This window comes from Pseudomonas izuensis, from assembly GCF_002356535.2.
Lineage (GTDB): Bacteria > Pseudomonadota > Gammaproteobacteria > Pseudomonadales > Pseudomonadaceae > Aquipseudomonas > Aquipseudomonas izuensis.
Map to the genome: position 1 here is coordinate 5,238,669 of NZ_AP017423.2, position 22,892 is coordinate 5,261,560.

21 protein-coding genes are annotated in these 22,892 nt (G+C 59.8%); 8 read left to right on the forward strand and 13 right to left on the reverse strand.

Annotated elements, in window-relative coordinates:
* The first annotated feature begins 93 nt into the window (after positions 1–93).
* The gene (locus tag LAB08_RS23260) at positions 94–1,926 is read left to right on the forward strand and encodes an ABC transporter ATP-binding protein (RefSeq protein WP_096509515.1); all 1,833 of its coding nucleotides are present in this window, start codon (positions 94–96) and stop codon (positions 1,924–1,926) included.
* A gap of 122 nt (positions 1,927–2,048) precedes the next feature.
* Here LAB08_RS23260 and LAB08_RS23265 read toward each other — a convergent pair whose 3' ends face one another.
* On the reverse strand, positions 2,049–3,173 hold the full coding sequence (locus LAB08_RS23265) for a GNAT family N-acetyltransferase (RefSeq protein WP_096515222.1): 1,125 nt from the start codon (positions 3,171–3,173) through the stop codon (positions 2,049–2,051).
* A gap of 282 nt (positions 3,174–3,455) precedes the next feature.
* Here LAB08_RS23265 and LAB08_RS23270 point away from each other — a divergent pair, with 282 nt between their 5' ends.
* On the forward strand, positions 3,456–4,778 hold the full coding sequence (locus LAB08_RS23270) for a putative porin (protein WP_096509514.1): 1,323 nt from the start codon (positions 3,456–3,458) through the stop codon (positions 4,776–4,778).
* 134 nt (positions 4,779–4,912) lie between these two features.
* Here LAB08_RS23270 and LAB08_RS23275 read toward each other — a convergent pair whose 3' ends face one another.
* The 10 genes from LAB08_RS23275 to LAB08_RS23320 all read right to left on the reverse strand — a co-directional run bounded on the left by LAB08_RS23275 (position 4,913) and on the right by LAB08_RS23320 (position 13,621).
* A complete protein-coding gene (locus LAB08_RS23275) occupies positions 4,913–5,965 on the reverse strand; it encodes an AI-2E family transporter (protein ID WP_096509513.1) in 1,053 nt (350 codons plus the stop codon).
* 70 nt (positions 5,966–6,035) lie between these two features.
* On the reverse strand, positions 6,036–6,842 hold the full coding sequence (locus tag LAB08_RS23280) for a DUF4892 domain-containing protein (protein ID WP_096509512.1): 807 nt from the start codon (positions 6,840–6,842) through the stop codon (positions 6,036–6,038).
* A gap of 8 nt (positions 6,843–6,850) precedes the next feature.
* Positions 6,851–7,510, reverse strand: a complete 660-nt coding sequence (locus LAB08_RS23285) for a glutathione S-transferase family protein (RefSeq protein ID WP_096509511.1) — start codon at positions 7,508–7,510, stop codon at positions 6,851–6,853.
* A gap of 50 nt (positions 7,511–7,560) precedes the next feature.
* Positions 7,561–8,415, reverse strand: a complete 855-nt coding sequence (locus LAB08_RS23290; protein WP_096509510.1) for an alpha/beta hydrolase — start codon at positions 8,413–8,415, stop codon at positions 7,561–7,563.
* The gene (locus LAB08_RS23295) at positions 8,412–9,215 is read right to left on the reverse strand and encodes an alpha/beta fold hydrolase (RefSeq protein ID WP_096509509.1); all 804 of its coding nucleotides are present in this window, start codon (positions 9,213–9,215) and stop codon (positions 8,412–8,414) included. The genes LAB08_RS23290 and LAB08_RS23295 overlap by 4 nt, the downstream gene beginning before the upstream one ends.
* A gap of 220 nt (positions 9,216–9,435) precedes the next feature.
* A complete protein-coding gene (locus LAB08_RS23300) occupies positions 9,436–9,879 on the reverse strand; it encodes a hotdog fold thioesterase (protein WP_096509508.1) in 444 nt (147 codons plus the stop codon).
* Positions 9,880–9,910: 31 nt separating this feature from the next.
* Positions 9,911–11,578: an AMP-binding protein gene (locus tag LAB08_RS23305; protein ID WP_096509507.1), complete on the reverse strand. Its 1,668-nt coding sequence runs from the start codon at positions 11,576–11,578 to the stop codon at positions 9,911–9,913.
* Between the two features lie 187 nt (positions 11,579–11,765).
* The gene (sixA, locus tag LAB08_RS23310; protein ID WP_096509506.1) at positions 11,766–12,221 is read right to left on the reverse strand and encodes a phosphohistidine phosphatase SixA; all 456 of its coding nucleotides are present in this window, start codon (positions 12,219–12,221) and stop codon (positions 11,766–11,768) included.
* On the reverse strand, positions 12,218–12,565 hold the full coding sequence (locus tag LAB08_RS23315) for a DUF4389 domain-containing protein (protein ID WP_096509505.1): 348 nt from the start codon (positions 12,563–12,565) through the stop codon (positions 12,218–12,220). Before LAB08_RS23315 ends, sixA begins: the two co-directional genes overlap by 4 nt.
* A gap of 30 nt (positions 12,566–12,595) precedes the next feature.
* Complete coding sequence (locus LAB08_RS23320; protein WP_096509504.1) at positions 12,596–13,621, reverse strand: NAD(P)H-dependent glycerol-3-phosphate dehydrogenase; 1,026 nt, start codon at positions 13,619–13,621, stop codon at positions 12,596–12,598.
* A 196-nt stretch (positions 13,622–13,817) separates the two neighbouring features.
* On the opposite strand from LAB08_RS23320, the gene LAB08_RS23325 reads away from it, so the two are divergent.
* The 6 genes from LAB08_RS23325 to LAB08_RS23350 all read left to right on the forward strand — a co-directional run bounded on the left by LAB08_RS23325 (position 13,818) and on the right by LAB08_RS23350 (position 21,347).
* Positions 13,818–15,941, forward strand: a complete 2,124-nt coding sequence (locus LAB08_RS23325; RefSeq protein WP_096509503.1) for a TonB-dependent receptor plug domain-containing protein — start codon at positions 13,818–13,820, stop codon at positions 15,939–15,941.
* 1 nt (position 15,942) lies between these two features.
* The gene (locus tag LAB08_RS23330; RefSeq protein WP_096509502.1) at positions 15,943–16,875 is read left to right on the forward strand and encodes an ABC transporter substrate-binding protein; all 933 of its coding nucleotides are present in this window, start codon (positions 15,943–15,945) and stop codon (positions 16,873–16,875) included.
* A complete protein-coding gene (locus LAB08_RS23335; RefSeq protein WP_096509501.1) occupies positions 16,872–18,773 on the forward strand; it encodes an ATP-binding protein in 1,902 nt (633 codons plus the stop codon). Before LAB08_RS23330 ends, LAB08_RS23335 begins: the two co-directional genes overlap by 4 nt.
* A gap of 247 nt (positions 18,774–19,020) precedes the next feature.
* Positions 19,021–19,536, forward strand: coding sequence for a 3-hydroxyacyl-[acyl-carrier-protein] dehydratase FabA (gene fabA, locus LAB08_RS23340; RefSeq protein WP_003179264.1), 516 nt, complete (start codon positions 19,021–19,023; stop codon positions 19,534–19,536).
* A gap of 11 nt (positions 19,537–19,547) precedes the next feature.
* Positions 19,548–20,768, forward strand: a complete 1,221-nt coding sequence (gene fabB / locus LAB08_RS23345; RefSeq protein WP_096509500.1) for a beta-ketoacyl-ACP synthase I — start codon at positions 19,548–19,550, stop codon at positions 20,766–20,768.
* 390 nt (positions 20,769–21,158) lie between these two features.
* Positions 21,159–21,347: a hypothetical protein gene (locus tag LAB08_RS23350; protein ID WP_096509499.1), complete on the forward strand. Its 189-nt coding sequence runs from the start codon at positions 21,159–21,161 to the stop codon at positions 21,345–21,347.
* 70 nt (positions 21,348–21,417) lie between these two features.
* On the opposite strand, the gene LAB08_RS23355 is transcribed toward LAB08_RS23350, so the two are convergent.
* The gene (locus tag LAB08_RS23355; RefSeq protein WP_096509498.1) at positions 21,418–21,960 is read right to left on the reverse strand and encodes a DUF2058 domain-containing protein; all 543 of its coding nucleotides are present in this window, start codon (positions 21,958–21,960) and stop codon (positions 21,418–21,420) included.
* A 28-nt stretch (positions 21,961–21,988) separates the two neighbouring features.
* Positions 21,989–22,822 carry a nucleoside triphosphate pyrophosphohydrolase gene (mazG, locus tag LAB08_RS23360; protein WP_096509497.1) on the reverse strand — a complete coding sequence of 278 codons (834 nt, stop codon included), beginning with the start codon at positions 22,820–22,822 and terminating at the stop codon, positions 21,989–21,991.
* Positions 22,823–22,892: the final 70 nt, after the last annotated feature.

The window sequence follows — 22,892 nt, forward strand, 5'->3', positions numbered from 1 at the left end:
GACTAAGCTGGACAAGGATGTCCGAGCTTTTACCGGTTTAACCGGCAAGGCTCAAACCGTTTAAAGGAGTGCCCGTTCGCGGGTGGAAAACCGATGCTTTATCGCCGTTTTGAAAAACTGATCGACATTTTTCGCGATGCCCCGACAGCCGCTCCCCCGGACCGGGTCCTGCCCTTCTATACCTATTACCTCAAGCAGGTCTGGCCGAGTTTCGTGGCCCTGCTGATCGTCGGCCTGTTCGCAGCCCTGATCGAAGTGGCGCTGTTCAGCTACCTGAGCCGCATCATCGACCTGGCACAGGGCACCCCAAACGCCAACCTTTTCAAGGAACACGGCGTTGAACTGGCCTGGATGGTGGTGGTGGCGCTGATCCTGCGTCCGGTGTTCGTCGGGCTGCATGACTTGCTGGTGCACCAGACCCTGAGCCCCAGCATGACCAGCCTGATCCGCTGGCAAAACCACAGTTACGTGCTCAAGCAGAGCCTGAATTTTTTCCAGAACGACTTCGCCGGGCGCATCGCCCAACGCATCATGCAGACCGGCAACTCCCTGCGCGATTCGGCCGTGCAAGCGGTGGATGCGCTGTGGCACGTGCTGATCTATGCCATCAGCTCGCTGGTGCTGTTCGCCGAAGCCGACTGGCGCCTGATGATCCCGTTGCTGACCTGGATCGTTACCTTTATCAGCGCCCTCTACTACTTCGTACCCCGGGTCAAGGATCGCTCGGTGGTCGCTTCCGATGCTCGTTCCAAACTCATGGGGCGGATCGTCGATGGCTACACCAACATCACCACCCTGAAGCTGTTCGCCCACACCCATTTCGAGCAGCAATACGCCCGCGAAGCGATCAAGGAACAAACCGAAAAAGCCCAACTCGCCGGCCGTGTCGTCACCAGCATGGACGTGGTCATCACCAGCATGAACGGCCTGTTGATCGTCTGTACCACCGGGCTGGCCCTGTGGCTGTGGACACAGTCACTGATCACCGTGGGCGCGATTGCCCTGGCCACCGGACTGGTGATTCGTATCGTCAACATGTCCGGGTGGATCATGTGGGTGGTCACCGGCATCTTCGAAAACATCGGCATGGTCCAGGACGGTTTGCAGAGTATTTCGCAACCGGTCAGCGTGACCGACCGCGACCAGGCCAAACCGCTAAACGTGGCCCGTGGCGAAGTGCGCTTCGAGGACGTGGACTTTCACTACGGCAAGCAGAGCGGGATCATCGGCGGGCTCAACCTGACGATCAAACCCGGTGAAAAGATCGGCCTGATCGGTCCGTCGGGCGCCGGCAAGTCGACACTGGTCAACCTGCTGCTGCGCCTCTACGACGTGGAAGGCGGGAAGATTCTCATCGATGGCCAAAACATTGCCGACGTCAGCCAGGAAAGCCTGCGCGAACGCATCGGCATGATCACCCAGGACACGTCCCTGCTGCATCGCTCGATCCGCGATAACCTGCTTTATGGCAAACCCGATGCCACCGACATCGAACTCTGGGAGGCGGTGCACAAGGCGCGGGCCGATGGCTTCATTCCCACCTTGTCGGATGCCGAAGGCCGCATCGGCTTCGATGCCCATGTCGGTGAGCGGGGGGTGAAACTCTCCGGCGGCCAGCGTCAGCGGATCGCCATCGCCCGTGTGCTGCTCAAGGACGCGCCGATCCTGATCATGGACGAAGCCACCTCGGCACTGGATTCGGAAGTCGAAGCGGCGATCCAGGAAAGCCTGGAAACCCTGATGCAGGGCAAAACCGTAATCGCCATCGCCCACCGGCTCTCGACAATCGCCCGGATGGACCGCCTGGTGGTATTGGAAAACGGCAAGATCGCCGAAACCGGCAACCATGCCGAACTGCTGGCCCTGGGCGGTTTGTATGCGCGGTTGTGGCAGCACCAGACGGGTGGGTTTGTCGGGATCGATTAACTATCACCAATAACCCTGTGGGAGCGAGCCTGCTCGCGAAAGCGGTGTATCAGTCGACAAACTTGCTGTCTGACACTCCGTCTTCGCGAGCAGGCTCGCTCCTACAATGGTTTGTGTGAAATTCAGCCCTGTCGGTAAGGCAACGCCATCCGCGCATCCTCGGCATAGGCCAGCACACCCACCCGTTCCTGATGCAGGAAATCTTTGACCGCGGCTTTCAAGCCTGGATGACGCAGGTAATGCCATGAATGGGTGATCACCGGTTCGAAGCCGCGAATCAACTTATGCTCACCCTGGGCGCCAGCGTCGAAGCGCTGGAAGCCGTTGGCAATCGCGTAGTCCATGCCCTGGTAGAAACAGGTTTCAAAGTGCAGGCGATCGAACTCCGCCAGGCAGCCCCAATAACGGCCATAAAAACTGTCACCCCCCACCAGACTGAACGCCATCGCCACCGGCCGAGCACCCTGTTTGGCCAATACCACGCGTATCGACTGCGGCATGCGCTCGGCCAGCAAGCTGAAAAACGCTCGTGTCAGATAGGGTCGTTGCCGACGCACTGCGTAGGTATTGGCGTAGCAGGCATAGACAAAATCCCACTGCACCTGGGTCAGTTGCCGACCTTCAAGCCATTCGAACTCAAACCCCTGCCCCGCCACTTGCTCGCGCTCTTTGCGCATCTGTTTGCGTTTGCGTGAACTCAGGGCATCGAGGAAATCCTGGAAGTCCCGATAGCCGCGATTGTGCCAGTGATACTGACAGCCGATGCGTTGCAACCAACCCGGTTGTTCGGCCAATGCGGCATCGGTGAACGGGTCGGTGAAATTGATGTGGGCGCTGGAGAGTTGTTCAATCTCCAGATAGCCCGGCAGGCTTTTCAATAATTCAAAACCGTCTTCCACGCTCGCTGCCAGCAAACGCGGACCGCTGACCGGGCTGAACGGCACGGCGGTCAGGAGCTTGGGGTAGTAATCAATGCCGGCGCGCTCACAGGCATCGGCCCAGGCGTGGTCAAACACGTACTCGCCGTAGGAGTGCCATTTACGGTAGCTGGGCAATGCCGCGATCAGTCGATCGCCTTCGACATGCAGCAAATGTTCAGGCTGCCAGCCGGAATGAGGGCCCACGCTGCCGCTGTCTTCCAGTGCGCTCAGGAACGCGTGACACAGAAACGGCTGAGTCTCGGGCACCAGGGCGTCCCACGTGTGCGGGTCGATTTCGGACAGATTTTGCAGGCGTTGCAACGGCATCACCATCCTCACTTATTCGTGGTGTGAAAGCCCCGCGAGTATCGCCTATCGCCATCCTTTGCACACGATCAAATCGACGACAGCGCTCTAGCTCAATAGTTCGGGACGACTTTGTATCGTCATCGACATGCCATCACATTGCCACCGCTCTGTCATAAACCATCGCGATACTGGCGCCTGTTTTTAGAGCGCCGGGTTATACCCGGTCACTGTTTTCCGTCCATCAATGGTCGGTTGTGCCCTGGATGGCTCAGTCATCCACTCTCATCTTCGGAGATTGATATGCGTCTTGCTTCCACGAAAACTGCGGCGGCCCTGTGTGGTGGCCTGCTGCTGGCCATGAGTGTTCCGGCCAGCGCCGCAGTCGACGCCAAACTGCTCGACATGCTTAAGGCTAACGGCTCGATTACCAACGCGCAGTACAGCGAACTGCAAGCCGAGCTGGCCAGGGACCAAAAAGACCAGCAAATCGCCCGCCAGGCTCAGCAAGAGACCAATGAGCAGATCGCGGCAACCGCGAAGAAAACCAATGAGCTGAGCACCTTCGACCAGAAACTGGCCTGGGCTGCCAAGACCCAATTCAAGGGCGACGTGCGTTTCCGTCAGGAGACCGTCAAGAACGATGGCGTTCCAAACAACAAAGACCAGGATCGCCAACGCATTCGTGTCCGCCTGGGCGCCTACAGCGAAATCAACCCGCAAGTCGATACCGGTATCCGTATCGCCACCGGCAACAACGACGACCCTCGCTCCACCAACCAGAGCCTGGACAACTACTTCGACAAGAAGCAGATCTGGCTGGACCAGGGTTACGTGGATTACCACCCAGACGCCATCAAAAACCTGCACGTGGTTGGCGGCAAGATGCCACAGCAATGGGTGAGCATGGGCGACGTCATCTGGGATAGCGACATCAGCCCGGAAGGTCTGTCGCTGTCGTACAAGTACCCGCTGAGCGGCAGCACCGAGCTGTTCGGTAGCGCCGGTCACTACACCCTCAAGGACAACGTCGACGGCGAGGGCGTGCAGTTCAAACACGACCTGCGTCTGTATGCGGGTCAGTTGGGTGCGCGCTTCGCCCTCACCGACAACCTGAAGTTCACCTTGGGTGGCAGCATCTACAGCTACGACAACGATGACAACATCACCCCGGTCCCAGGCGTCATCCCAGGTCAGTTGGCTATCAACGGCAACAGCCCGAACGAACAGTTCAAGCTGTACGAAGGTTTTGGTCAGCTCGACATCGGCGGCCTGCCAGTACCGCTGTCGCTGTACGGTCAGTACGTCGACAACAAAGACGCCAGCAACGATCAGGACACCGCCTGGCTGGCCGGCGTCAAGACCAAGTTCTACGGTTTCGCAGTGGACTACAACTACCGCGACGTACAGCGTAACTCTGTAGTTGGCGCCTTCACCGACTCCGACTTCGCCAACGGCTTTACCGGTTCGCGCGGCAGCAAGCTGAAAGTGAGCTACGAGCTGGACAAGAACTTCGCCCTGGGTGCCACGTACTTCATGGCGACCTCCGACCAGACCAACGCCAACATCAACAAGAAAGATTCGGACATCAACACCCTGCAACTGGATGCCGAAGCGAAATTCTGATTTCCCGCTATACGGCTCGGGCAAGGAAGCCCGAGTCGCTTTTACAGCCTGGCGTTGGTCTGACGGTCCCCATCATCCGTCCGCCGGATCAACGCGAGTCTGTTTTCTTCTTCCCCTGCGTAATCCTTCCTGACTCAGCGACGGTCTTCGACCCGGGCCTGACTCTTGCTCCAGTCGGTCAACAAGCTGTACGCCACCGCCAGCAACGTCGGACCAATGAACAGACCGATGAAGCCGAACGCAATCAACCCGCCAAACACCCCCAGCAGCACGATCACCAACGGCAAATTCCCGCCGCGGCTGATCAGGTAGGGCTTGAGGACGTTGTCCACGCCGCTGATGATGAATGTGCCCCAAATGCCGAGGAACACCGCCAGCCCGTACTCCCCTTTCCAGACCAGCCATGCCGTGGCCGGAATCCACACCAGTGGTGGCCCCATGGGAATCAGGCTGAGCAGGAACGTGGCGATGCCGAGCACCAGCGCCCCCGGCACTCCGGCAATCAGGAATCCGATCAGCGCCAGCACCGCCTGGGCCGCAGCCGTGCCGATCACTCCGTTGACCACCCGTTGCACCGTGCCCGCCACCAACTCGATGTAATAACCGGCACGGTGGCCGATCAGGCGCTCCAGCAAGCTATGGACAAACGCCGCCAGCCGTGGCCCGTCGCGGTAGAAAAAGAACACGAAGACAATGCTCAAGGTCAGTTCGAGAATACCGCCGCCAATCTGCGCACTGCGCGCCAGCAACCAGTTCCCGACCTGCCCGAAATAGGGCTTGAGCGACACTATCATCGCCGCGCCCTGCTGATCGACACTGTCCCAGATCCCCACCAGACGCCCGCCCACCAACGGAACGCTGCCCAGCCAGACCGGGGCCTCCGGCAGGCCATCGACCTGCACATCCTTGATGAACGCCACGGCATCGCGGACATGATCGGCCAGGTTGAACCCCAGCCACACCAGTGGCGCCGCCACCAACACCATCCAGCCCACAGTCAACAGCGCTGCCGCCAGGGATTCGCGGCCATTGAGCCAACGGGTCAGCAGGCGCATCAACGGCCAACTGGCAAACGCCAACACCGCGCCCCAGAACAACGCAGACCAGAACGGCGCCATCACCCAGAAACTCGCACCGAACAGCACCACGAGCAGGATCTGCACCAACAGCCGATCGTTATTGATCATTGGAAATCTCGAATAAATCAGTCAGCAAAAGAGTAGGCGAACGCTTCGACAAGCGTTCACCTGATAAAGCTTATCGCAGCAGTTCAATGTGCAGGCCAGAGCCTTCGACACGACCGGTTTCCGTCCGCGCCGCACGCACGCCCTGGTCGATCAACGCCTGACGCCAGGCTTCGGCATTCGGTCCGGAAACACTGACCCGTAGCGTCGTGTCCAGATTCAGGCCTCGGGAGATCAGGCGCAACCAGGTGTCATCAGGCGCCTGGGTCAGGTTGGGGAAATCGAGTTCGCCCGTGCTTTTGAGTTCACGCAGCAAGGTCGCGGAGGTCGGCAGCAGAACACCCAGCGGTGCGGCAGCGTCGAATTGCTCAACGTGCAGGTAGGCTTTGCGATTGCCGCGGGTGATGCTGTAAAGCGCCACCAGTGTGTTGTCTTTCGGTGCCGCCAGGCGCAACAGCAGGTACGCCTGTTCGTTGTCCGAGCCGTAGAGTTTGGCGTTGCCGAACACCTCGTTGGCCCACAGGCTGCTCTCGCCGCAATCACGGGCCTGGCACCAGAACAGCAACTGGGCGTCCTGCTTCTGCAACGCTTCGCGAGCAGCGGTGAAGGCGTCGATGGATGAATGTTCCGGCGGCAACTCATAGGTTACCGACGTGGTGCTGCCACGGGCACTGACCTGGCCATCGAAGCGTAACTGGCCGCTGATCTTGCGGATCGAACCGAGCGGATAAATCCGTTCAAGTTCGGCCGCCGGGCGATAGTCGATGATCTGTGCATCGGCCATGCGGGGCAGGATCGGCAGGTCCTGACTGCCAGGTAGATCAGCGGCAAACAACAGGGGACTGAAACTGCACAGCACCAGCAGATTGAGGGAACGCATCGATAGACTCATCGGATCAGCATGGCCTGGGCACCCTTGACGACGCTGGCGTCATCGGTGCGTTCAGGAATCAGCAAACCACGCTGCACCGCTGGCCGCGCTTCCAGGGTCGCCATCCAGCGTTGCAACGCCGTCAGTCCATCCACTGGAACACCGGACCACTCGTAGCCTCGCACCCAGGGGAACGTCGCAATGTCAGCGATGCTGTACTCGCCGGCCAGAAACTCGACGGTTTGCAAGCGCGTATCGAGCACTTCGTAGAGGCGTCGGGTTTCATGCTGATAGCGATCGATGGCGCCCTGGAGTTTTTCCGGAAAGTAACGGAAAAACACGTTGGCCTGGCCCTGCATCGGGCCGATACCGCCCATCTGGAACATCAGCCACTGCAACGCGACCGAGCGCCCCTTGGGGTCGGCGGGCAATAATTTGCCAGTCATTTCAGCGAGGTAAATCAGGATGGCGCCGGATTCGAACACGGCGAAATCGCCGTTGGCGCGATCGACAATCGCCGGGATCCGGCCATTGGGGTTGATCTTGAGGAAGTCCGGGGACTTCTGTTCCTTCTTGTCGAAACTCAAGGCATGCACGGTGTAAGGCAGGCCGAGTTCCTCGAGCACGATAGAGACCTTGTGGCCATTCGGGGTCGCAGCGGTGTACAGATCTATCATGGTTGTCTCCCATTTCAACCCGCCCAGCCTCGACAGTTGCCCGGTGCAAGTCAAGGAATGGCGAAGAACCGATTGAAACAGTCTGCGACAAGATCGGCACCGGGCTCGTCATTCAGGTGCAAATGATGGCCGCCTGGCAGCTGTTCACGGCTAAAGGGTAGACGCTCCAGCAATTCGGGATGTTTGGCGAGCATGCCATCGGCGGCAACCACCAGTTTTGCAGGGCACGCGACGCGCTGGACGAAGGCCATGGCCTGTTCGGTGGTCAGCCGCAGTGGCGATGGCAGTGTGAGGCGATTGTCGGTGCGCCAGGTGTAACCGCCCGGCACCGGCATCAAGCCACGCCGGGCCAGCAACTCGGCGGCTTCGCGGCTGACCGCCACCAGCCCCTTCATGCGCGCCTCGATGGCCCGTTCGAGGGTGCTGTAGACCGGTTTGCTTTTTTCCCGCAGATCCAGTTGTGCCTGCAAGGCCATGCCCATGCGCTCGGCAGCATTTTCGCCTTTGTCTGTAGGAGGAATGACGCCGTCGATCAACGCCAGATGGGTGACACGTTCCGGCAATGACCCGGCAATGATCAGCGAAGCGATCGCCCCCATGGAGTGTCCCATCAGTGCAAACCGTTTCAAGCCAAGCTGTTCGGCGACTTGCAATACATCGTGGGCATAGTCCCACATGGCATAGCCGGCACCGGCCGGGCGATGCCCGGAATGACCGTGGCCGGCCATGTCCAGGGCAATGATGCGCAGGCCTTTGAGCTTCGGCGCCAGCCGGGCGAAGCTATTGGCATTGTCGAGCCAGCCGTGCAGGGCAATCACCGGCAACCCGTCTTCGGCGCCGAACAAGTGTGCCGCCAGCTCGATGTGCGGCAGGCTCAGGCGGATTTCTTCGACGACGTTGCTCATGCGCAATCCTGCTGGCGACCGTCCCAGCGACTGAACAGGTTTTTCAGCATCGCGGCAGTGTCCTGAGGCCGTTCAAGGGGAAACATGTGGCCCCCGGGCATGGTCAGGGTTTCGCCCAGCGGCATGCGCCCAACGGAACTGGCTTGATAGCGCATCACCACCCGGCTCTTGCGGCCGCGAACCAGTGCCAGTGGCACTTTCAATTGCCCGGTTCGGCCAGGGCTGGTGTGGGGCACGCCACGGTAAATGCTGATTTCCGTGGCCGGGTCAAAACGCAGGCGCAACTTGTCGCCGACCTGCTGCAAACCGTATTGCAGATAGGCGTCGAAACACTCCGGGTCGAAACCGCGAAACAGGGTTTTGCCGGCGAAATAACGACGGGCGCTTTCGAGATCGGCGAACTCTTCGCGTCGCCCCAGGGTACGGCCAGCGGGCGTCAGTTTGTCAATGAAACCGAATCGCTTGGCTGCGCGGATCACCCATTGGTCGGCACGGGACAGTACCGGCGAGTCGAGCATGACCACGCCGCGATACAACTCGGGGCAACGCAACGCTGCGTGCAGATGCAGTACACCGCCGAAGGAATGGCCAACGCCCCAGACCGGCTCGGCCTGTTGCTGCACGTGATGGATCAACTCATCCACCAGGTTGTACCAGTTGTCATCCGCCGGGAAACGCGGGTCATGGGCATGCTGCTCCAGATGCGACACCTGATACTCGGGCGCCAGCGCCGCGAACAATTTGCCGTAGGTACCCGAAGGAAAACCATTGGCGTGGGCGAAAAATATCTGTTGCGACATAACCGGCAAATCCATGAGCGAGATCAGGCGTTGATTGTCCGTAAGACCGCGTACTACAGCAATGACCGTAACTGACAGGAATGATGACAGTCCGGCCATGGTGATACCCCCTGTAGGAGCGAGCTCGCTCGCGATGAACTAAAGAACGCCGCGGGGTGTCAGGCTCTCAGCGTTTTCGTTAACGACCATCGCGAGCAAGCTTGCTCCTACAGGTACGGGGTCAACGGGCAGGCGGATTTTCACCCAACGGCACCACCGCCATGGTCAACCTCGACACGCAACTGGCCTTGCCCTCGTCGCTGGTCAAACGGATATCCCAGACATGGGTCGTGCGACCGATGTGAATCGGCCTGGCCACTGCCGTCACCCGCCCGCTGCGCAAGCCACGCAGGTGGTTGGCGTTGATTTCCAGGCCCACGCAGTAAAACTTGCTGGCGTCGATGCACAGGTAGCTGGCCATGGAGCCGACAGTTTCCGCCAGTACCACCGAAGCGCCGCCATGCAGCAAGCCGTACGGCTGATGGGTGCGGTGGTCGATGACCATGCTCGCGGTCAGGGATTCATCATCGAAGGCTTCGAAGCGGATATCCAGCACTTCGCCGATGGTGTTTTTCTGGATTGCGTTCAACTGTTCGATGTTGGGAGTGGTACGCCACAGGCTCATCGCTGAATTTCCTTGTTGGTCTATGCGTGCCTCAATCCTGCCACAGCACCGCTTCGCTATGCTCGCTCCATTCTTCGAAGCGCGCGCCATAGGCGGCTTCGATCACGTTGCGCTTGATCTTCAGGGTCGGTGTGAGGAAGCCGTTTTCCACGGCCCAGCTGTCCTTGACCACCACCAGCCGCCGCAATCGCTCGTGCTTATCGAGGACCGCATTGACCTCTTCCAGCAGTTTTTCCAGGCTGGAGCGCAAGCCGGCGCGGGCCGCTTCCCCTGCATCCTGCTGCCCCACCGCCGAGAGCACGCACAAGCCCAGCGGCGCACTCAAGCCATCGCCCACCACGCACACCTGCTCGATGCGGGAATGCACCGCCAGGCGGTTTTCGATGGGTGCCGGCGCCACGTACTTGCCTTTGCTGGTCTTGAAGATTTCCTTCAGCCGTCCGGTCAGGCGCAGGTTGCCTTCGGCGTCTTCCTCGCCTTTGTCGCCAGTGCGCAGGAAGCCGTCCTCGGTCAGGGTATCGGCGGTTTTCTGCGGTTCCTTGAAATACCCAAGCATGGTGGCGCCGCTACGCACCAGCACCTCGCCCGACTCATCGATTCGAACCTCGACCTCCGGGCAGGGCTTGCCGATCCAGCCGGGTTTGTTCTGGCCGGGCAGACAGATGTGCGAGTAGCCACAGCTTTCCGTCATGCCATAGACCTCCAGCACGTCCAGCCCGAGTTTGCGATACCACAGCAGCAAGGTCTGCGGCACGGGAGCGGCGCCCGACAACGCCACGCGCAAGGCGTCCAGGCCCAGCCCGGCGAGCACCTTGTGCCCGACCCGCTTGCCGATGATCGGCAGGCCAAGCAGGAAGTCGAGGCGTTTTGCCGGGATCTTGCTGTACACACCCATCTGGAATTTGGTCCAGATACGCGGTACGCCGAACAACGCCGTCGGCCGGGCGCGCCGCAGGTCGGTGAGGAAGGTATCGAGGCTTTCGGCAAAGAATACGGTCTGCCCGGTATAGATCGACGCCAGTTCGACGAACATCCGCTCGGCAACGTGACACAGTGGCAGATAGGAAAGCAGTCGATCCGACTCATTCAAGCCGAACAATTGCGTGCCGTGAGTGGTGGCGAATCCCAGATTGCCGAAGCTGTGCATCACCCCTTTGGGCATGCCCGTGGTGCCGGAGGTATAAATGATGGTCGCGAGTTGATCGGCGCCGGGTTTCGGGTCGTCCTGAATCGGCGAGCTGTGTTGCAGGTCGGCCCAGCTGAAATCGAAGTCCCCCGGCGGATGCAGCGGCAGGCTGATGGTTACAAGGTCCGGGTTGACCCCACGGGACATGCCGGGCCAGTCGTCGAGCTTACCGATAAAGGCCAGCGCCGCTTCGGAGTGCTCCAGCACCTGGGCCACCGACTCGGCCGTCAGGTTTGGGTACAAGGGCACTGAAACATGCCCGGCCATCCAGATCGCCAGGTCGGCAATGATCCAGTGCGCACAGTTTTTCGAGATCAGGGCGATGTGACTGCCTTGGGGCAATTCCCGCGCCCGTAGCCAGTGCGCCGCGCAGCGGGCCTGATAACCGACGTCGGCCCAGGTCAGGGTCTCGACCTGGCCGTCACCGACAGGCTGGACCAAAAAGCGCTGGCGCGGATGACGCGCCTCCCGCTCGTAGAACACCTCCAACGGCAAACGAAAAGCAGCAGACATGCGACTCGCTCCTTTATTTTTGTTGTGGAGCAAGCGTAGCCAACCAAGCAAGTGCTTGGTTAGCTATTTCATACATTTTTTTCAGGCGAAGCAGTACCTGTAGGAGCAAGGCTTGCCCGCGATGGCGATCTTGAAGACGCCATCGCGGGCAAGCCTTGCTCCTACAGGAATCAAAAGCAAAATCAGGTTACGGGTGCTTGATGCTGTTGAGCTTCATCGCCCCGATCAGCAGCTCATTGCTTTCAAGCTCGGCCAGGCCGGCGGTACTGACTTTTTCTGGCGGATGGCCAGCACCATGTTGCAGGTAACTGAGCAGATTCCCCACCAGTGGATTATGAGAAACCAGCAGCACATTGGTCACCGACTTCAGTTGATCGGTGACCCTGTCGGGATCGAAATCCGGGGTCAGCCACTCAACGGTGCGGATTTCCGGTTCGAAACCCAGGGCATCTTTTACCAGGTGCGCGGTCTGCTGCGCTCGCATATAAGGACTGGCATAAATCGCTGTTAGCGGCTGGCCAACCAGGTTGGCGGCGGTGCGCAGCACTTCTTCACGACCGTTGGCCGTCAGTTCCCGTTCCGAATCGTGGGGCTTGGAGCCGTGCGGTTCGGCTTCACCATGACGCAATACCCAGAGTTTCATAGCTTGGGTTCCTCATCTCGGGCCGGATGCGGGGCTGGCGCCACGACATGCGGTGCCTCACCTTCCGGCGTACGCGGCGTCGGCCAATCGGCGAACGGCCAAGGCTTCTGGTCGCTGTGAAAACTGCCGAAACGACCGATCTGCGCCAGGAACTGGCTCAGGCTGTCGCCGAAGTTCATCAGGCTGGCGCTCGGGGCGCCATAAATCAAACGATAGATCAACTGCACCAGCACCACAGCGCCAAGGATGAACTGCGCCACTTGCCAGACCAGCACAAAGACAACCATCCAAAGCACCCGCAGCAGGATGGACTCGTATTTGGCTTCTACTTTTTGATCGCTCATGTCTCGCTCCGTTCCTGTTGCGTTGAGGGCTCAGTTGAAGCCGCTGGTGGAAATAAAGTCGACGTCGGTCTTCGGTTCGCCGCGCATCAGCAGGCCGATCACCTGTTCAAGCGTGCGCCCTTCGAACAGGATAGCGTGCAGCCCGGCGACCAGCGGCATGTAAACGCCCACTTCCTGGGCCTTGGCCTTGAGCACCTTAAGGGTGTTCACGCCTTCGGCCACTTCACCCAAGCGGTTGACCGCTTCCTCCAGGCTCAAACCCTGGCCTAGGGCGAACCCGACCTGATAATTGCGACTCTTTGGCGACGAACAGGTGACGATCAAATCACCCACGCCCGCCAGGCCGAGGAAGGTCATCGGGTTGGCGCCCTGGTTCACAGCGAAACGGGTCATTTCCGCCAGAGCCCGGGTGATCAACATACTCTTGGTGTTTTCGCCCATGTCCAGCGCCACCGCCATGCCGGCGATGATCGCGTAGACGTTTTTCAACGCTCCGCCCAACTCGACGCCGAAACGGTCGCCACTGGCGTACACACGAAAGGTACGGCCATGCAGCACGGCTTGAACCCGTTCACAGAGTTCTTCGTCCTCGCTGGCCACCACCGTGGCGGTCAACGCATGTTCGGCGATTTCACGGGCCAGGTTCGGCCCGGACAACACGCCGATGCGCGCTTGCGGGGCGATCTCTTCGAGGATCTGGCTCATCAGTTTGAAGGTATGGGCTTCGATGCCCTTGGTCAGGCTCACCAGCAGCTTGCCCCGCAGCAATTCGGCGTGGGGCGCGAGCACCGAGCGCAACGCGCTGGAAGGCAATGCGACGAAACTCAGGTCGCAGGCTTCCAGGGTGGCTTGCAGGTCGGTAACCGCCGTCACGCCGGGCAGTATCTTGATACCTTTGAGGTAGCGCGGGTTCTCGCGATTGACCCGGATGGCCTCGGCCTGTTCGGGGTCACGCATCCACTGCAGGACTTGATGGCCGTTTTCGGCCAGCAGGTTAGCCACGGCGGTACCAAAACTTCCGCCTCCCAGGACCGCAATCGGGCGCTGTTCAGTCATATGCAATCCGTTTATCCAATACCAGTGGCAATGTCGGCATTATACGGAGCCCCCCAGTGGCGGCCAGCCCCTGTGTCAATTACCCGCGCATGAGCAAAGAAGTCCGATAAAACCGAGGAAAGTGCTGACATCGTGACTGGAAAAGTCATCCGGCTCGGTTAACATGCGCGCCAATAATTAATAACAAGGACGTGTTGTGTCATTGGGCTCGCCTTCACCCCGCTCGCCACTGGTACTGGCGCTGGTCTTCAGTTCGCCATTGCTCGCTGACGACCTGTTCCTCGACAGCGATCCGTTGCCGCAGGTGCTCACGGCCACGCGCCTGAAACAGTCGCCGGCCGCGGTCCCGGGAAGCATGACGGTGATCGACAATGCCCTGATCACTGCCACCGGCGCCCGGGATATCAGCGAGGTGCTGCGCCTGGTGCCGGGCATGATGGTCGGCAATATCAGCGGCAATCAAGCGGTGGTGAACTATCACGGGACCAATGCCACCCAGGCACGGCGCATGCAGGTACTGATCGATGGCCGCTCGGTCTATCGTGCCGGACTGTCCATCGTGGACTGGAGCGACATCCCGGTGGCCATGGAAGATATTGAGCGCATCGAGGTATTCCGCGGTCCGAACACCGTCAGCTATGGCGCCAATGCCCTGATGGCGGTGGTCAATATCATCACGCGCCACCCGGCCGACAGCCACGGTACGCGAATGAAAGTCACGCATGGCCAACGTGGCATCGACGACTTTTATGCCAGCCAGGGCGTAGGTTGGGATGACGGCGATTTGCGCCTGTCGTTGTCTGGCCAGCAGGACGATGGTTTCGACATCGATCGCAACGGCGCCGATTACCACGATAGCCGCCGATTGAACCGTTTCAGCCTGGACGTCAGCCAGGCACTCAGCGAACGGCAAAGCATCGATTGGCAATTGAACGCCAAGGAAGGCAGCAACCAGCGGCCGTATACCTACCGCCCGGTGTTTTCCGGGATTACCAATTCTGGTAACAATTCCGACGTCACCGCCAAGGACTACGCCGGCTCGCTGCGCTGGAACCTCGACATCAATCCCGACCACAGTCTGTACATCCAGGGCACGGCCCAGCACTGGGACCGCCAGCAAACCTGGCGCGCCTGTGATGCCGAGGTCTCGTTCAGCCCGCAGTTGACTGAGCTCTGGCAACTCAACCCGAACTACACCGAACGCCTGGCACGCAACATCGAACAATTCATCGGTCCCGGCGCGCCCGCCGGCGATCCTGCCCAGCAGGCATTGGCCAACCAGGTACTCGACCAATGGCGCAGCGGTGCTCGACAGACGGTTTGCGGTGACATCGATCAAAGCACCCGGGAAACACGCTACGACCTCGAACTGCAAGACACCCTGAGCCTGTCCGATAGCCTGCGCCTGGTCAGCGGCCTGAACTATCGTTACGACCGGGCTGACTCCGAGACCTACTTCAATGGCACCCTCGATGACACTACCTGGCGGACATTCGGCCAACTCGAATGGCGTGCCAGCGAACACTGGTTATTGCAGGGCGGAGCCATGTTCGAAGACACCCGTTTGATCGGCAGTTCGCTGACCCCGCGCATGGCGGTCAATTACCTGATCAACCCGCGCCACGGTTTGCGTGCGGTGTACTCCGAGGCGATTCGTTCTCCGGACATGTTCGAGAACAGTGTCAACTGGAGTTACCAGGTCACCAAGCTGCAGCCCGGCGCGTTTGGACAGTCCAGTGCCCGCTATTTCGTCAAGACACGCGGCCCCGGCAACCTTGATCAGGAACACATGCGATCCCGTGAACTGGGCTACAACGGCTACTTTGCCGAATGGGGGATGGCCGTCGATGTGAAGCTGTTCCATGACGAAATCACCGGAATGATCAGCGAGCCGTTACGCAACAATCAGTACATTGCGAGCAATGCCAATTCGGCACGCTTTTCGGGAGCTGAAACCCAGTTCGACTGGAGAATCGACAATGCCGACCGACTGCGCCTGACCTATGCCTACGTCGATGCCGACGCGAGCAACCCGCTGGACGCACAACAGACCGCACGCAACAGCGGTTCCGCCGGTTGGCTGCGGGATTGGGGCCATGGCTGGAACAGCGCACTGTTCTACTATGGCGACGACGCCCTCAACGACTATCGCTTCGAACGTGTCGACACACGCATCGCAAAACGCATCGGCCTGGGCAAGGCGAACCTGGAGCTGGCCGGCGTGATGCAGCAACGCCTCGACAACCAGCCCACCACTTTCGTCGACAACAATTACGATGAACGTCGGGTGATGTATTTCAGCGCGGAGCTGGTCTTTTAAGATGAATCATTGTCCGCCACGCAAGACGCCAGGTGTTGGCCACCTGCTGGCGATGCTGTGCCTGGTGATCAGTGGCTGGCTGGCTTGCCTGTCAGCCGGCGCCGCGGACATCCTGTTGACCGGCGCCGAAGACAGCCCGGGCGTGCAATCCTTCGTCCAGGCAGTGCGCGCATTGCGCCCTGGCGATCGCGTACGGTTCCAGCCGCTGGCCGACCTGCCATCACCCGGAAAAATCCCGGACGATGTCCGTTTGATTCTGCTCGACCTGCCGAGCCTTGACTGGCGCCTGCAAGACGCCCAGGGCCCTGCGACACTGGTGCTGCGTATCAGCCGTTTGCAAGCGCGCCAACACCTGGGCGACAGCGTGCCCCCACACCTCAGCCTGTTGTGGAGCGACCCGCCGCTGGAGCGCCAATTGCGCCTGACCCGAACGCTCCTGCCCCAGGTCAAGCGTGTCGGTGTGCTATACGACAGTCACAGCGAATTTCTGTTGAAAGAGCTGCGCCGGGCCGCTTATCCGCTCGGGCTCGAGGTGGTCACCGAGCGCTGGGACAACATCCAGGACAGTCGTCCATTGCAAACCTTGCTCAATAGCAGTGACGTGCTGCTGGGCCTCGATGACCCCGATCTGTACAACCCGAAAACCGCAAAAAACCTGCTGCTCAGCAGTTATTCGCGACAACTGGCGCTGATCGGCCCCAACGCCGGGTTCGTCAGGGCCGGGAGCCTGGCCAGCACCTACAGCGATCAGAGCGATTGGCTGGCGATTCTCGATGAATTGCTCGACCAGCCACCCGCCACGTGGCCGCGTACGCACTACCCGCTTCGCTTCAAAGTCTCAAGCAACCCGCAGGTGGCACGTTCATTGGGTATTGAACAGATAAACGAAGCCTCTGTCGCAACACTGTTGGCTGAAAGAGAACGCCGTCCATGACCTTCCGTCGCCGTTGGGACATCAACACCCGCACGCAGTTGATCAGTCTGGGCCCTGCCCTTTTGCTGACCTTGCTGCTGATCAGCTTCTTTACCTTCGTGCGGATCCAGGACCTGCGCCAGGAACTCAACCACACCGGTCAACTCATCGCCAACCAATTGGCCCCGGCCACTGAATACGGGGTGATTTCCGGCAACAACGAGGTGCTGGAAAGTCTGCTCAAGGCCACCTTGGCAACGCCCAACGTACGTTTTCTGGAAATCCAGGACAATGACAACCGGATTCTGGTGTATGTCGAGCAACCGTCGGCCAGCCATACCCACCCGCATCAGGTCGAAGTGTTTCAGGCGCCGGTACGGCTGCAGCGGATCCCGCTGCACAATGATTTTTTCCAGGACAGCAAAATCGCCACCAGCGGCCCCGCCGAGGATTACCTGGGCCGGGTGATCGTCGGCCTGTCCAGCGATGCCTTCAGTCAACGCCAGCAGGAAATTCTATTCAAGGCCGCGATTCTGGCGCTGTTCGCCCTGCTGTTTACCTTCGTCCTCGCCCGACGCCTGGCGGGAAGCCTGTCGCAACCGATCCGCGACATCGGCAATGCGGTCAAGGCGATCCAGGACGGGGACTACAAAACGCCGTTGCCCATTGTGGACGACACCGAACTGGGCGCCTTGTCGCAACACATCAATAACCTGGCCAGCGGTCTCGAACAGGCCAGTCGCGAACAGCACCAGGCCATGGCGCAATTGATCCAGACCCGTGAAGAAGCGGAAAAAGCCAACAATGCCAAGTCCGACTTCCTTGCCATGATGAGCCATGAACTGCGCACACCGATGAATGGCGTGCTGGGCATGTTGCAGCTGCTGGAAACCACCGAAATGACCCCGGAGCAGGTCGAATACGCGGCGCTGGCGTCGGAGTCCACCGAGCATCTGCTCAAAGTCATCAACGATATTCTGGATTTCTCGCGCATCGAGCGCTCGGAACTGGAGCTCGAACACATTCCGTTCAACCTCGCCGACTTGATCGGCAGCTGCGCCCAGTCGTTCCAGCACAGCGCCGCGCAACGCGGGCTCGATCTGCAATTGCAGATCGCGCAAGACATGCGCGAGTTGCAGGTCCAGGGTGACCCGACGCGGATCCGGCAGATTCTGGTCAACCTGATCGGTAACGCACTGAAGTTCACCGAGCAGGGCCGTGTGTCTATCGAACCGCAGTGGCAGTCGCTGGATCATGAACTGGTGTGGTTCACCTGTACCGTGCGCGACAGCGGGATCGGCATTGCGACCGAAAACCTGGAATTGATGTTCAACGCGTTCCAGCAGGCCGACAGTTCTATTTCAAGACGTTACGGCGGCACCGGCCTGGGCCTGCCGATTGCGCGTACTCTCGCCGAGCGCATGGGCGGCACCCTGCGCGCCCAGAGCGAAGAAGGCCGTGGCTCGGTATTCACCCTGGAAATCCCGCTGGCACTTCATCAGCAGCCACTGCAGGTTCCAGCCCCGCGGGCACCGACAGGCAATGGGGATGGCGATGGCCGCAATGTGTTGCTGGTCGAAGACAATCCGGTCAATCAGACGGTCATCGAAGCCATGTTGCGCAGCCTGGGCTTTACTGTCAGCGTCGCCGCCGATGGCGCACAGGCGGTGCGCAGTGCCGAGAGCCTGATTTTCGAAGCGGTTCTGATGGACTGCCGATTACCGATCATCGATGGCTACGAGGCCACCCGACAGATTCGCCAACTGCCTGGTTGCACCGACTTGCCGATCATCGCCCTGACCGCCAATGCCTTGCAGGGCGATCGCGAAGCCTGTTTGTCGGCGGGGATGAACGATTATCTGGCCAAGCCCTTCAAACGCAATGATCTTCAGCAGATTCTGCAGCGCTGGGTGCAGTAGTACAGGCCTTTCGAGCATCTGCGACTGGCGTGAAAGGCGAAAGTGCGGCAGTCTTAGGCACCCGAACAGGCCCGAAAAGGGGCTTGAATAATAATTTCAGTGCACAAGTGTACATTCATGTCCTTGGTGCTGTGACTTTCACCACAACGCAATAGTCTATGAGTAGGCTGCCGGTTCGAGGCATGAACGCTTCGATCGGCCGGGAAGATTTGCCCCACCTGCCGCATGGGACTATTGAGGAGCTCGCATGACCAAACAAAACGCCTTTACCCGGGAAGACCTGCTGCGCTGCAGTCGCGGTGAGCTGTTCGGCCCAGGTAACGCGCAACTGCCCGCCCCGAACATGCTGATGGTCGATCGCATCACCCTGATCAGCGAAGAAGGTGGCAAGTACGGCAAAGGTGAATTGGTCGCCGAGCTGGATATCACTCCGGACCTGTGGTTCTTCGCCTGCCATTTCGAAGGCGATCCGGTGATGCCGGGCTGCCTGGGCCTCGACGCCATGTGGCAACTGGTCGGCTTCTTCCTCGGCTGGCAAGGCTTGCCGGGCCGTGGCCGCGCCCTGGGTTCGGGCGAAGTGAAGTTCTTCGGCCAGGTCCTGCCGACCGCCAAGAAAGTCACCTATAACATTCATATCAAGCGTGTCCTGAAGGGCAAGCTGAACCTGGCCATCGCCGACGGTTCGGTCACTGTCGACGGTCGCGAAATCTACACCGCCGAAGGCCTCCGGGTCGGCGTATTCACCTCCACTGACAACTTCTAAGGGTTATTCGCATGCGCCGCGTCGTTATCACTGGTCTGGGCATTGTTTCGTGCCTGGGCAATGACAAAGAGACCGTCTCCGCTAACCTGCGTGCAAGCCGCCCTGGCATCCGGTTCAACCCGGAATATGCCGAAATGGGTCTGCGTAGCCAGGTTTCCGGCTCCATTGACCTCAACCTTGAAGAATTGATCGATCGCAAGATTTATCGCTTCGTCGGCCACGCAGCGGCTTATGCCTACCTGGCCATGAAAGACGCCATTGCTGACTCCGGCCTGACCGAAGAGCAAGTGTCCAACCCGCGTACCGGCCTGATCGCCGGTTCCGGTGGCGCGTCCACGCTGAACCAGATGGAAGCGCTGGACATCCTGCGCGAAAAAGGCGTCAAGCGCGTCGGCCCATACCGTGTAACGCGGACCATGAGCAGCACCGTTTCCGCTTGCCTGGCCACCCCGTTCAAGATCAAGGGCCTGAACTACTCCATCGCGTCTGCCTGCGCCACCAGTGCTCACTGCATCGGTACCGCCATGGAACAGATCCAGATGGGCAAGCAGGACATCGTATTCGCCGGCGGCGGTGAAGAAGAGCACTGGAGCCAGTCGTTCCTGTTCGACGCCATGGGCGCCCTGTCCAGCAAGCGCAACGACACCCCGGAACAAGCCTCCCGCGCCTACGACGCCGACCGTGACGGCTTCGTCATCGCCGGTGGCGGCGGCATGGTCGTCGTCGAAGAGCTGGAGCACGCTCTGGCCCGTGGCGCGAAGATCTACGCGGAAATCGTCGGCTACGGCGCGACTTCCGACGGCTACGACATGGTTGCCCCAAGTGGCGAAGGCGCGATCCGCTGCATGCAGCAGGCGCTGTCCACCGTCGACACCCCGATCGACTACCTGAACACCCACGGCACTTCGACCCCGGTCGGCGACGTCGCGGAGATGAAAGGTGTGCGTGAAGTGTTCGGCGACAAGGCGCCGGCCATCAGCTCCACCAAGAGCCTGTCGGGTCACTCCTTGGGCGCCGCCGGCGTCCACGAAGCGATCTACTGCATGCTGATGATGGAAGGCAACTTCATTGCCGGCTCCGCCAACATCGACGAGCTGGACCCGGAAGTGGCCGACCTGCCGGTGCTGACCAAGACCCGCGAAAACGCCACCATCAACACCGTGATGAGCAACAGCTTCGGTTTCGGTGGCACCAACGCCACCCTGGTACTGAAGCGCTGGCAGGGCAAGTAATACCCCGCCGCTGAGCCGCACAAAAAAACGCCCCGACTGGTTCGGGGCGTTTTTTTTCGCCTGCAGAAAGCCTCGCGGTAAATATAAACCCCTGTGGGAGCTGGCTTGCCAGCGATGACGTCGGCACAGCCAACATCACCATCGCCTGACACATCGAAATCGCTGGCAAGCCAGCTCCCACAGGGTCGAAGTCGCCTGCTCAACATGAAGCTTTTGTCATGAAACCCAATGCCCTGCGACTGAATGTCGCGGATTTCGCGGGCTGCAGGACTGTTTCCATTTTTGTAAAAAACCCTTTCCAATCCTTGGCATTTACTTAGCAGGCTAACAAAATTTATAAAAGAGTCCTGCACATGCCTTGCTGCAGATAACAGAGATTGGAGCTAGCAGATGACTGTAAAAGTAACTGAACGCGACGATTCACATAAATCCCATGAAGGCGTAGCCGCCGGTATCCGGATCTGGGATGTGTACCAACAAGACCTGCTGGTCGGGATGTTCCATTCAGAGAAAGACGCCTACAACTATAAGGCCGAGCTGGAAACCCAGGAGCAGCAACGGGAACGGCGCTCCGCATAAACAATGACCGCATTGAAAACGACAAATCCCGCCATGAGCGGGGTTTGTCGTTGTTACGGCCTCGAACGGCTTACCACATCAGATCATCCGGGATCTGATAGGCCGCGTACGGATCGTCTTCGGCAGCGACTTCTTCAGTCTTGACGTTCATCTGCACGATGCGCTGCGGATCGCGTTCCTGGATCTTCAGGGCCGCCTCCCGCGGGATGACTTCGTAACCGCCGGCATGGTGCACGATAGCCAGCAAACCGTTGCTGAGCTGGTTGCGCATCAGCGTGTTCACCGAGAGGCGCTTGACCTTCTTGTCGTCGACGAAGTTGTAGTAGTCCTCGGTCGTCAACTTCGGCAAGCGCGTGGCTTCGATCAATTGCTTGATCTGCGCGACACGGGCCTTGGCCTCGGCTTTTTCCTGCTGCTGGCGGTTGAGTTCCTGATCGCGCTTGACCTTCTCGGCCATGGCTTCTTGCGCCGCACGCTGCTGGGAATCATCGAGTTCGATCTGGCCCTTGTGGGCCAGGCGTTGTTGTTTCTGCTTGTCTTTGCTGACCTGCTTGGCCTGCTTCTGGTTGACCAGCCCTGCTTTGAGCAACTGGTCGCGAAGGGAAATGCTCATGGTGCTTATTACTCACTTAGGCAACTGCTCAACCGCAGCTGGGCACATTCTTTTCCTGACGTTTGGCTTCGCCCCATAAGGCGTCCAACTCTTCGAGGGTGCAATCTTCCATGGGACGGTGGGTGTCGCGCAATGCCTGTTCGATAAAACGGAAGCGTCGTTCGAACTTGCTGTTGGCGCCACGCAGCGCGGTTTCCGGGTCGACCTTGAGATGGCGCGCCAGGTTGACCACGGAAAACAGCAGATCGCCGACTTCATCGGCAATCGCCGCCGGGTCGTTGTCGGCCATCGCTTCGAGTATTTCATCGAGTTCTTCACGGACCTTGTCCAGCACGGGCAAGGCATCGGGCCAGTCGAAACCGACCTGCCCTGCGCGCTTTTGCAACTTGGCCGAACGGGACAACGCGGGCAACGCCGCGGGGACGTCATCGAGCAAGGACAGTTGTTGCGGGGCGTCGGACTTCTCCGCGCGCTCTTCGGCCTTGATCTCTTCCCAACGCTGCTTGACCTGCTCTTCACTCAGACGCGGGACATCCAGCGGCGCGTACAGGTCACCGGTGGGGAATACATGGGGATGACGACGGATCAGCTTGCGGGTGATGCTGTCGACCACGCCATCGAATTCGAAGCGCCCTTCTTCCCGGGCCAACTGGCTGTAATAAACCACCTGGAACAGCAGATCGCCCAGCTCACCCTGCAAGTGATCGAAGTCACCGCGCTCGATGGCATCGGCGACTTCGTAGGCTTCCTCCAGGGTGTGCGGGACGATGGTCGCGTAGGTCTGCCTGATGTCCCACGGGCAACCGTACTGCGGGTCGCGCAGGCGGCTCATCAAGTGCAGCAGGTCTTCAAGGCTGTACATTATTTATGTCTCACCACAAAACCCTGTGGGAGCGAGCCTGCTCGCGAAAGCGGTGCATCAGCCAACAAAG

What these genes read in the sequence shown, in the direction of transcription:
- LAB08_RS23260 (WP_096509515.1), top strand. Translation starts at nt 94, where the DNA reads ATGCTTTATCGCCGTTTTGAAAAACTGATCGACATTTTTCGCGATGCC.
- LAB08_RS23265 (WP_096515222.1), bottom strand. Translation starts at nt 3,173, where the DNA reads ATGCCGTTGCAACGCCTGCAAAATCTGTCCGAAATCGACCCGCACACG.
- LAB08_RS23270 (WP_096509514.1), top strand. Translation starts at nt 3,456, where the DNA reads ATGCGTCTTGCTTCCACGAAAACTGCGGCGGCCCTGTGTGGTGGCCTG.
- LAB08_RS23275 (WP_096509513.1), bottom strand. Translation starts at nt 5,965, where the DNA reads ATGATCAATAACGATCGGCTGTTGGTGCAGATCCTGCTCGTGGTGCTG.
- LAB08_RS23280 (WP_096509512.1), bottom strand. Translation starts at nt 6,842, where the DNA reads ATGCGTTCCCTCAATCTGCTGGTGCTGTGCAGTTTCAGTCCCCTGTTG.
- LAB08_RS23285 (WP_096509511.1), bottom strand. Translation starts at nt 7,510, where the DNA reads ATGATAGATCTGTACACCGCTGCGACCCCGAATGGCCACAAGGTCTCT.
- LAB08_RS23290 (WP_096509510.1), bottom strand. Translation starts at nt 8,415, where the DNA reads ATGAGCAACGTCGTCGAAGAAATCCGCCTGAGCCTGCCGCACATCGAG.
- LAB08_RS23295 (WP_096509509.1), bottom strand. Translation starts at nt 9,215, where the DNA reads ATGTCGCAACAGATATTTTTCGCCCACGCCAATGGTTTTCCTTCGGGT.
- LAB08_RS23300 (WP_096509508.1), bottom strand. Translation starts at nt 9,879, where the DNA reads ATGAGCCTGTGGCGTACCACTCCCAACATCGAACAGTTGAACGCAATC.
- LAB08_RS23305 (WP_096509507.1), bottom strand. Translation starts at nt 11,578, where the DNA reads ATGTCTGCTGCTTTTCGTTTGCCGTTGGAGGTGTTCTACGAGCGGGAG.
- sixA (WP_096509506.1), bottom strand. Translation starts at nt 12,221, where the DNA reads ATGAAACTCTGGGTATTGCGTCATGGTGAAGCCGAACCGCACGGCTCC.
- LAB08_RS23315 (WP_096509505.1), bottom strand. Translation starts at nt 12,565, where the DNA reads ATGAGCGATCAAAAAGTAGAAGCCAAATACGAGTCCATCCTGCTGCGG.
- LAB08_RS23320 (WP_096509504.1), bottom strand. Translation starts at nt 13,621, where the DNA reads ATGACTGAACAGCGCCCGATTGCGGTCCTGGGAGGCGGAAGTTTTGGT.
- LAB08_RS23330 (WP_096509502.1), top strand. Translation starts at nt 15,943, where the DNA reads ATGAATCATTGTCCGCCACGCAAGACGCCAGGTGTTGGCCACCTGCTG.
- LAB08_RS23335 (WP_096509501.1), top strand. Translation starts at nt 16,872, where the DNA reads ATGACCTTCCGTCGCCGTTGGGACATCAACACCCGCACGCAGTTGATC.
- fabA (WP_003179264.1), top strand. Translation starts at nt 19,021, where the DNA reads ATGACCAAACAAAACGCCTTTACCCGGGAAGACCTGCTGCGCTGCAGT.
- fabB (WP_096509500.1), top strand. Translation starts at nt 19,548, where the DNA reads ATGCGCCGCGTCGTTATCACTGGTCTGGGCATTGTTTCGTGCCTGGGC.
- LAB08_RS23350 (WP_096509499.1), top strand. Translation starts at nt 21,159, where the DNA reads ATGACTGTAAAAGTAACTGAACGCGACGATTCACATAAATCCCATGAA.
- LAB08_RS23355 (WP_096509498.1), bottom strand. Translation starts at nt 21,960, where the DNA reads ATGAGCATTTCCCTTCGCGACCAGTTGCTCAAAGCAGGGCTGGTCAAC.
- mazG (WP_096509497.1), bottom strand. Translation starts at nt 22,822, where the DNA reads ATGTACAGCCTTGAAGACCTGCTGCACTTGATGAGCCGCCTGCGCGAC.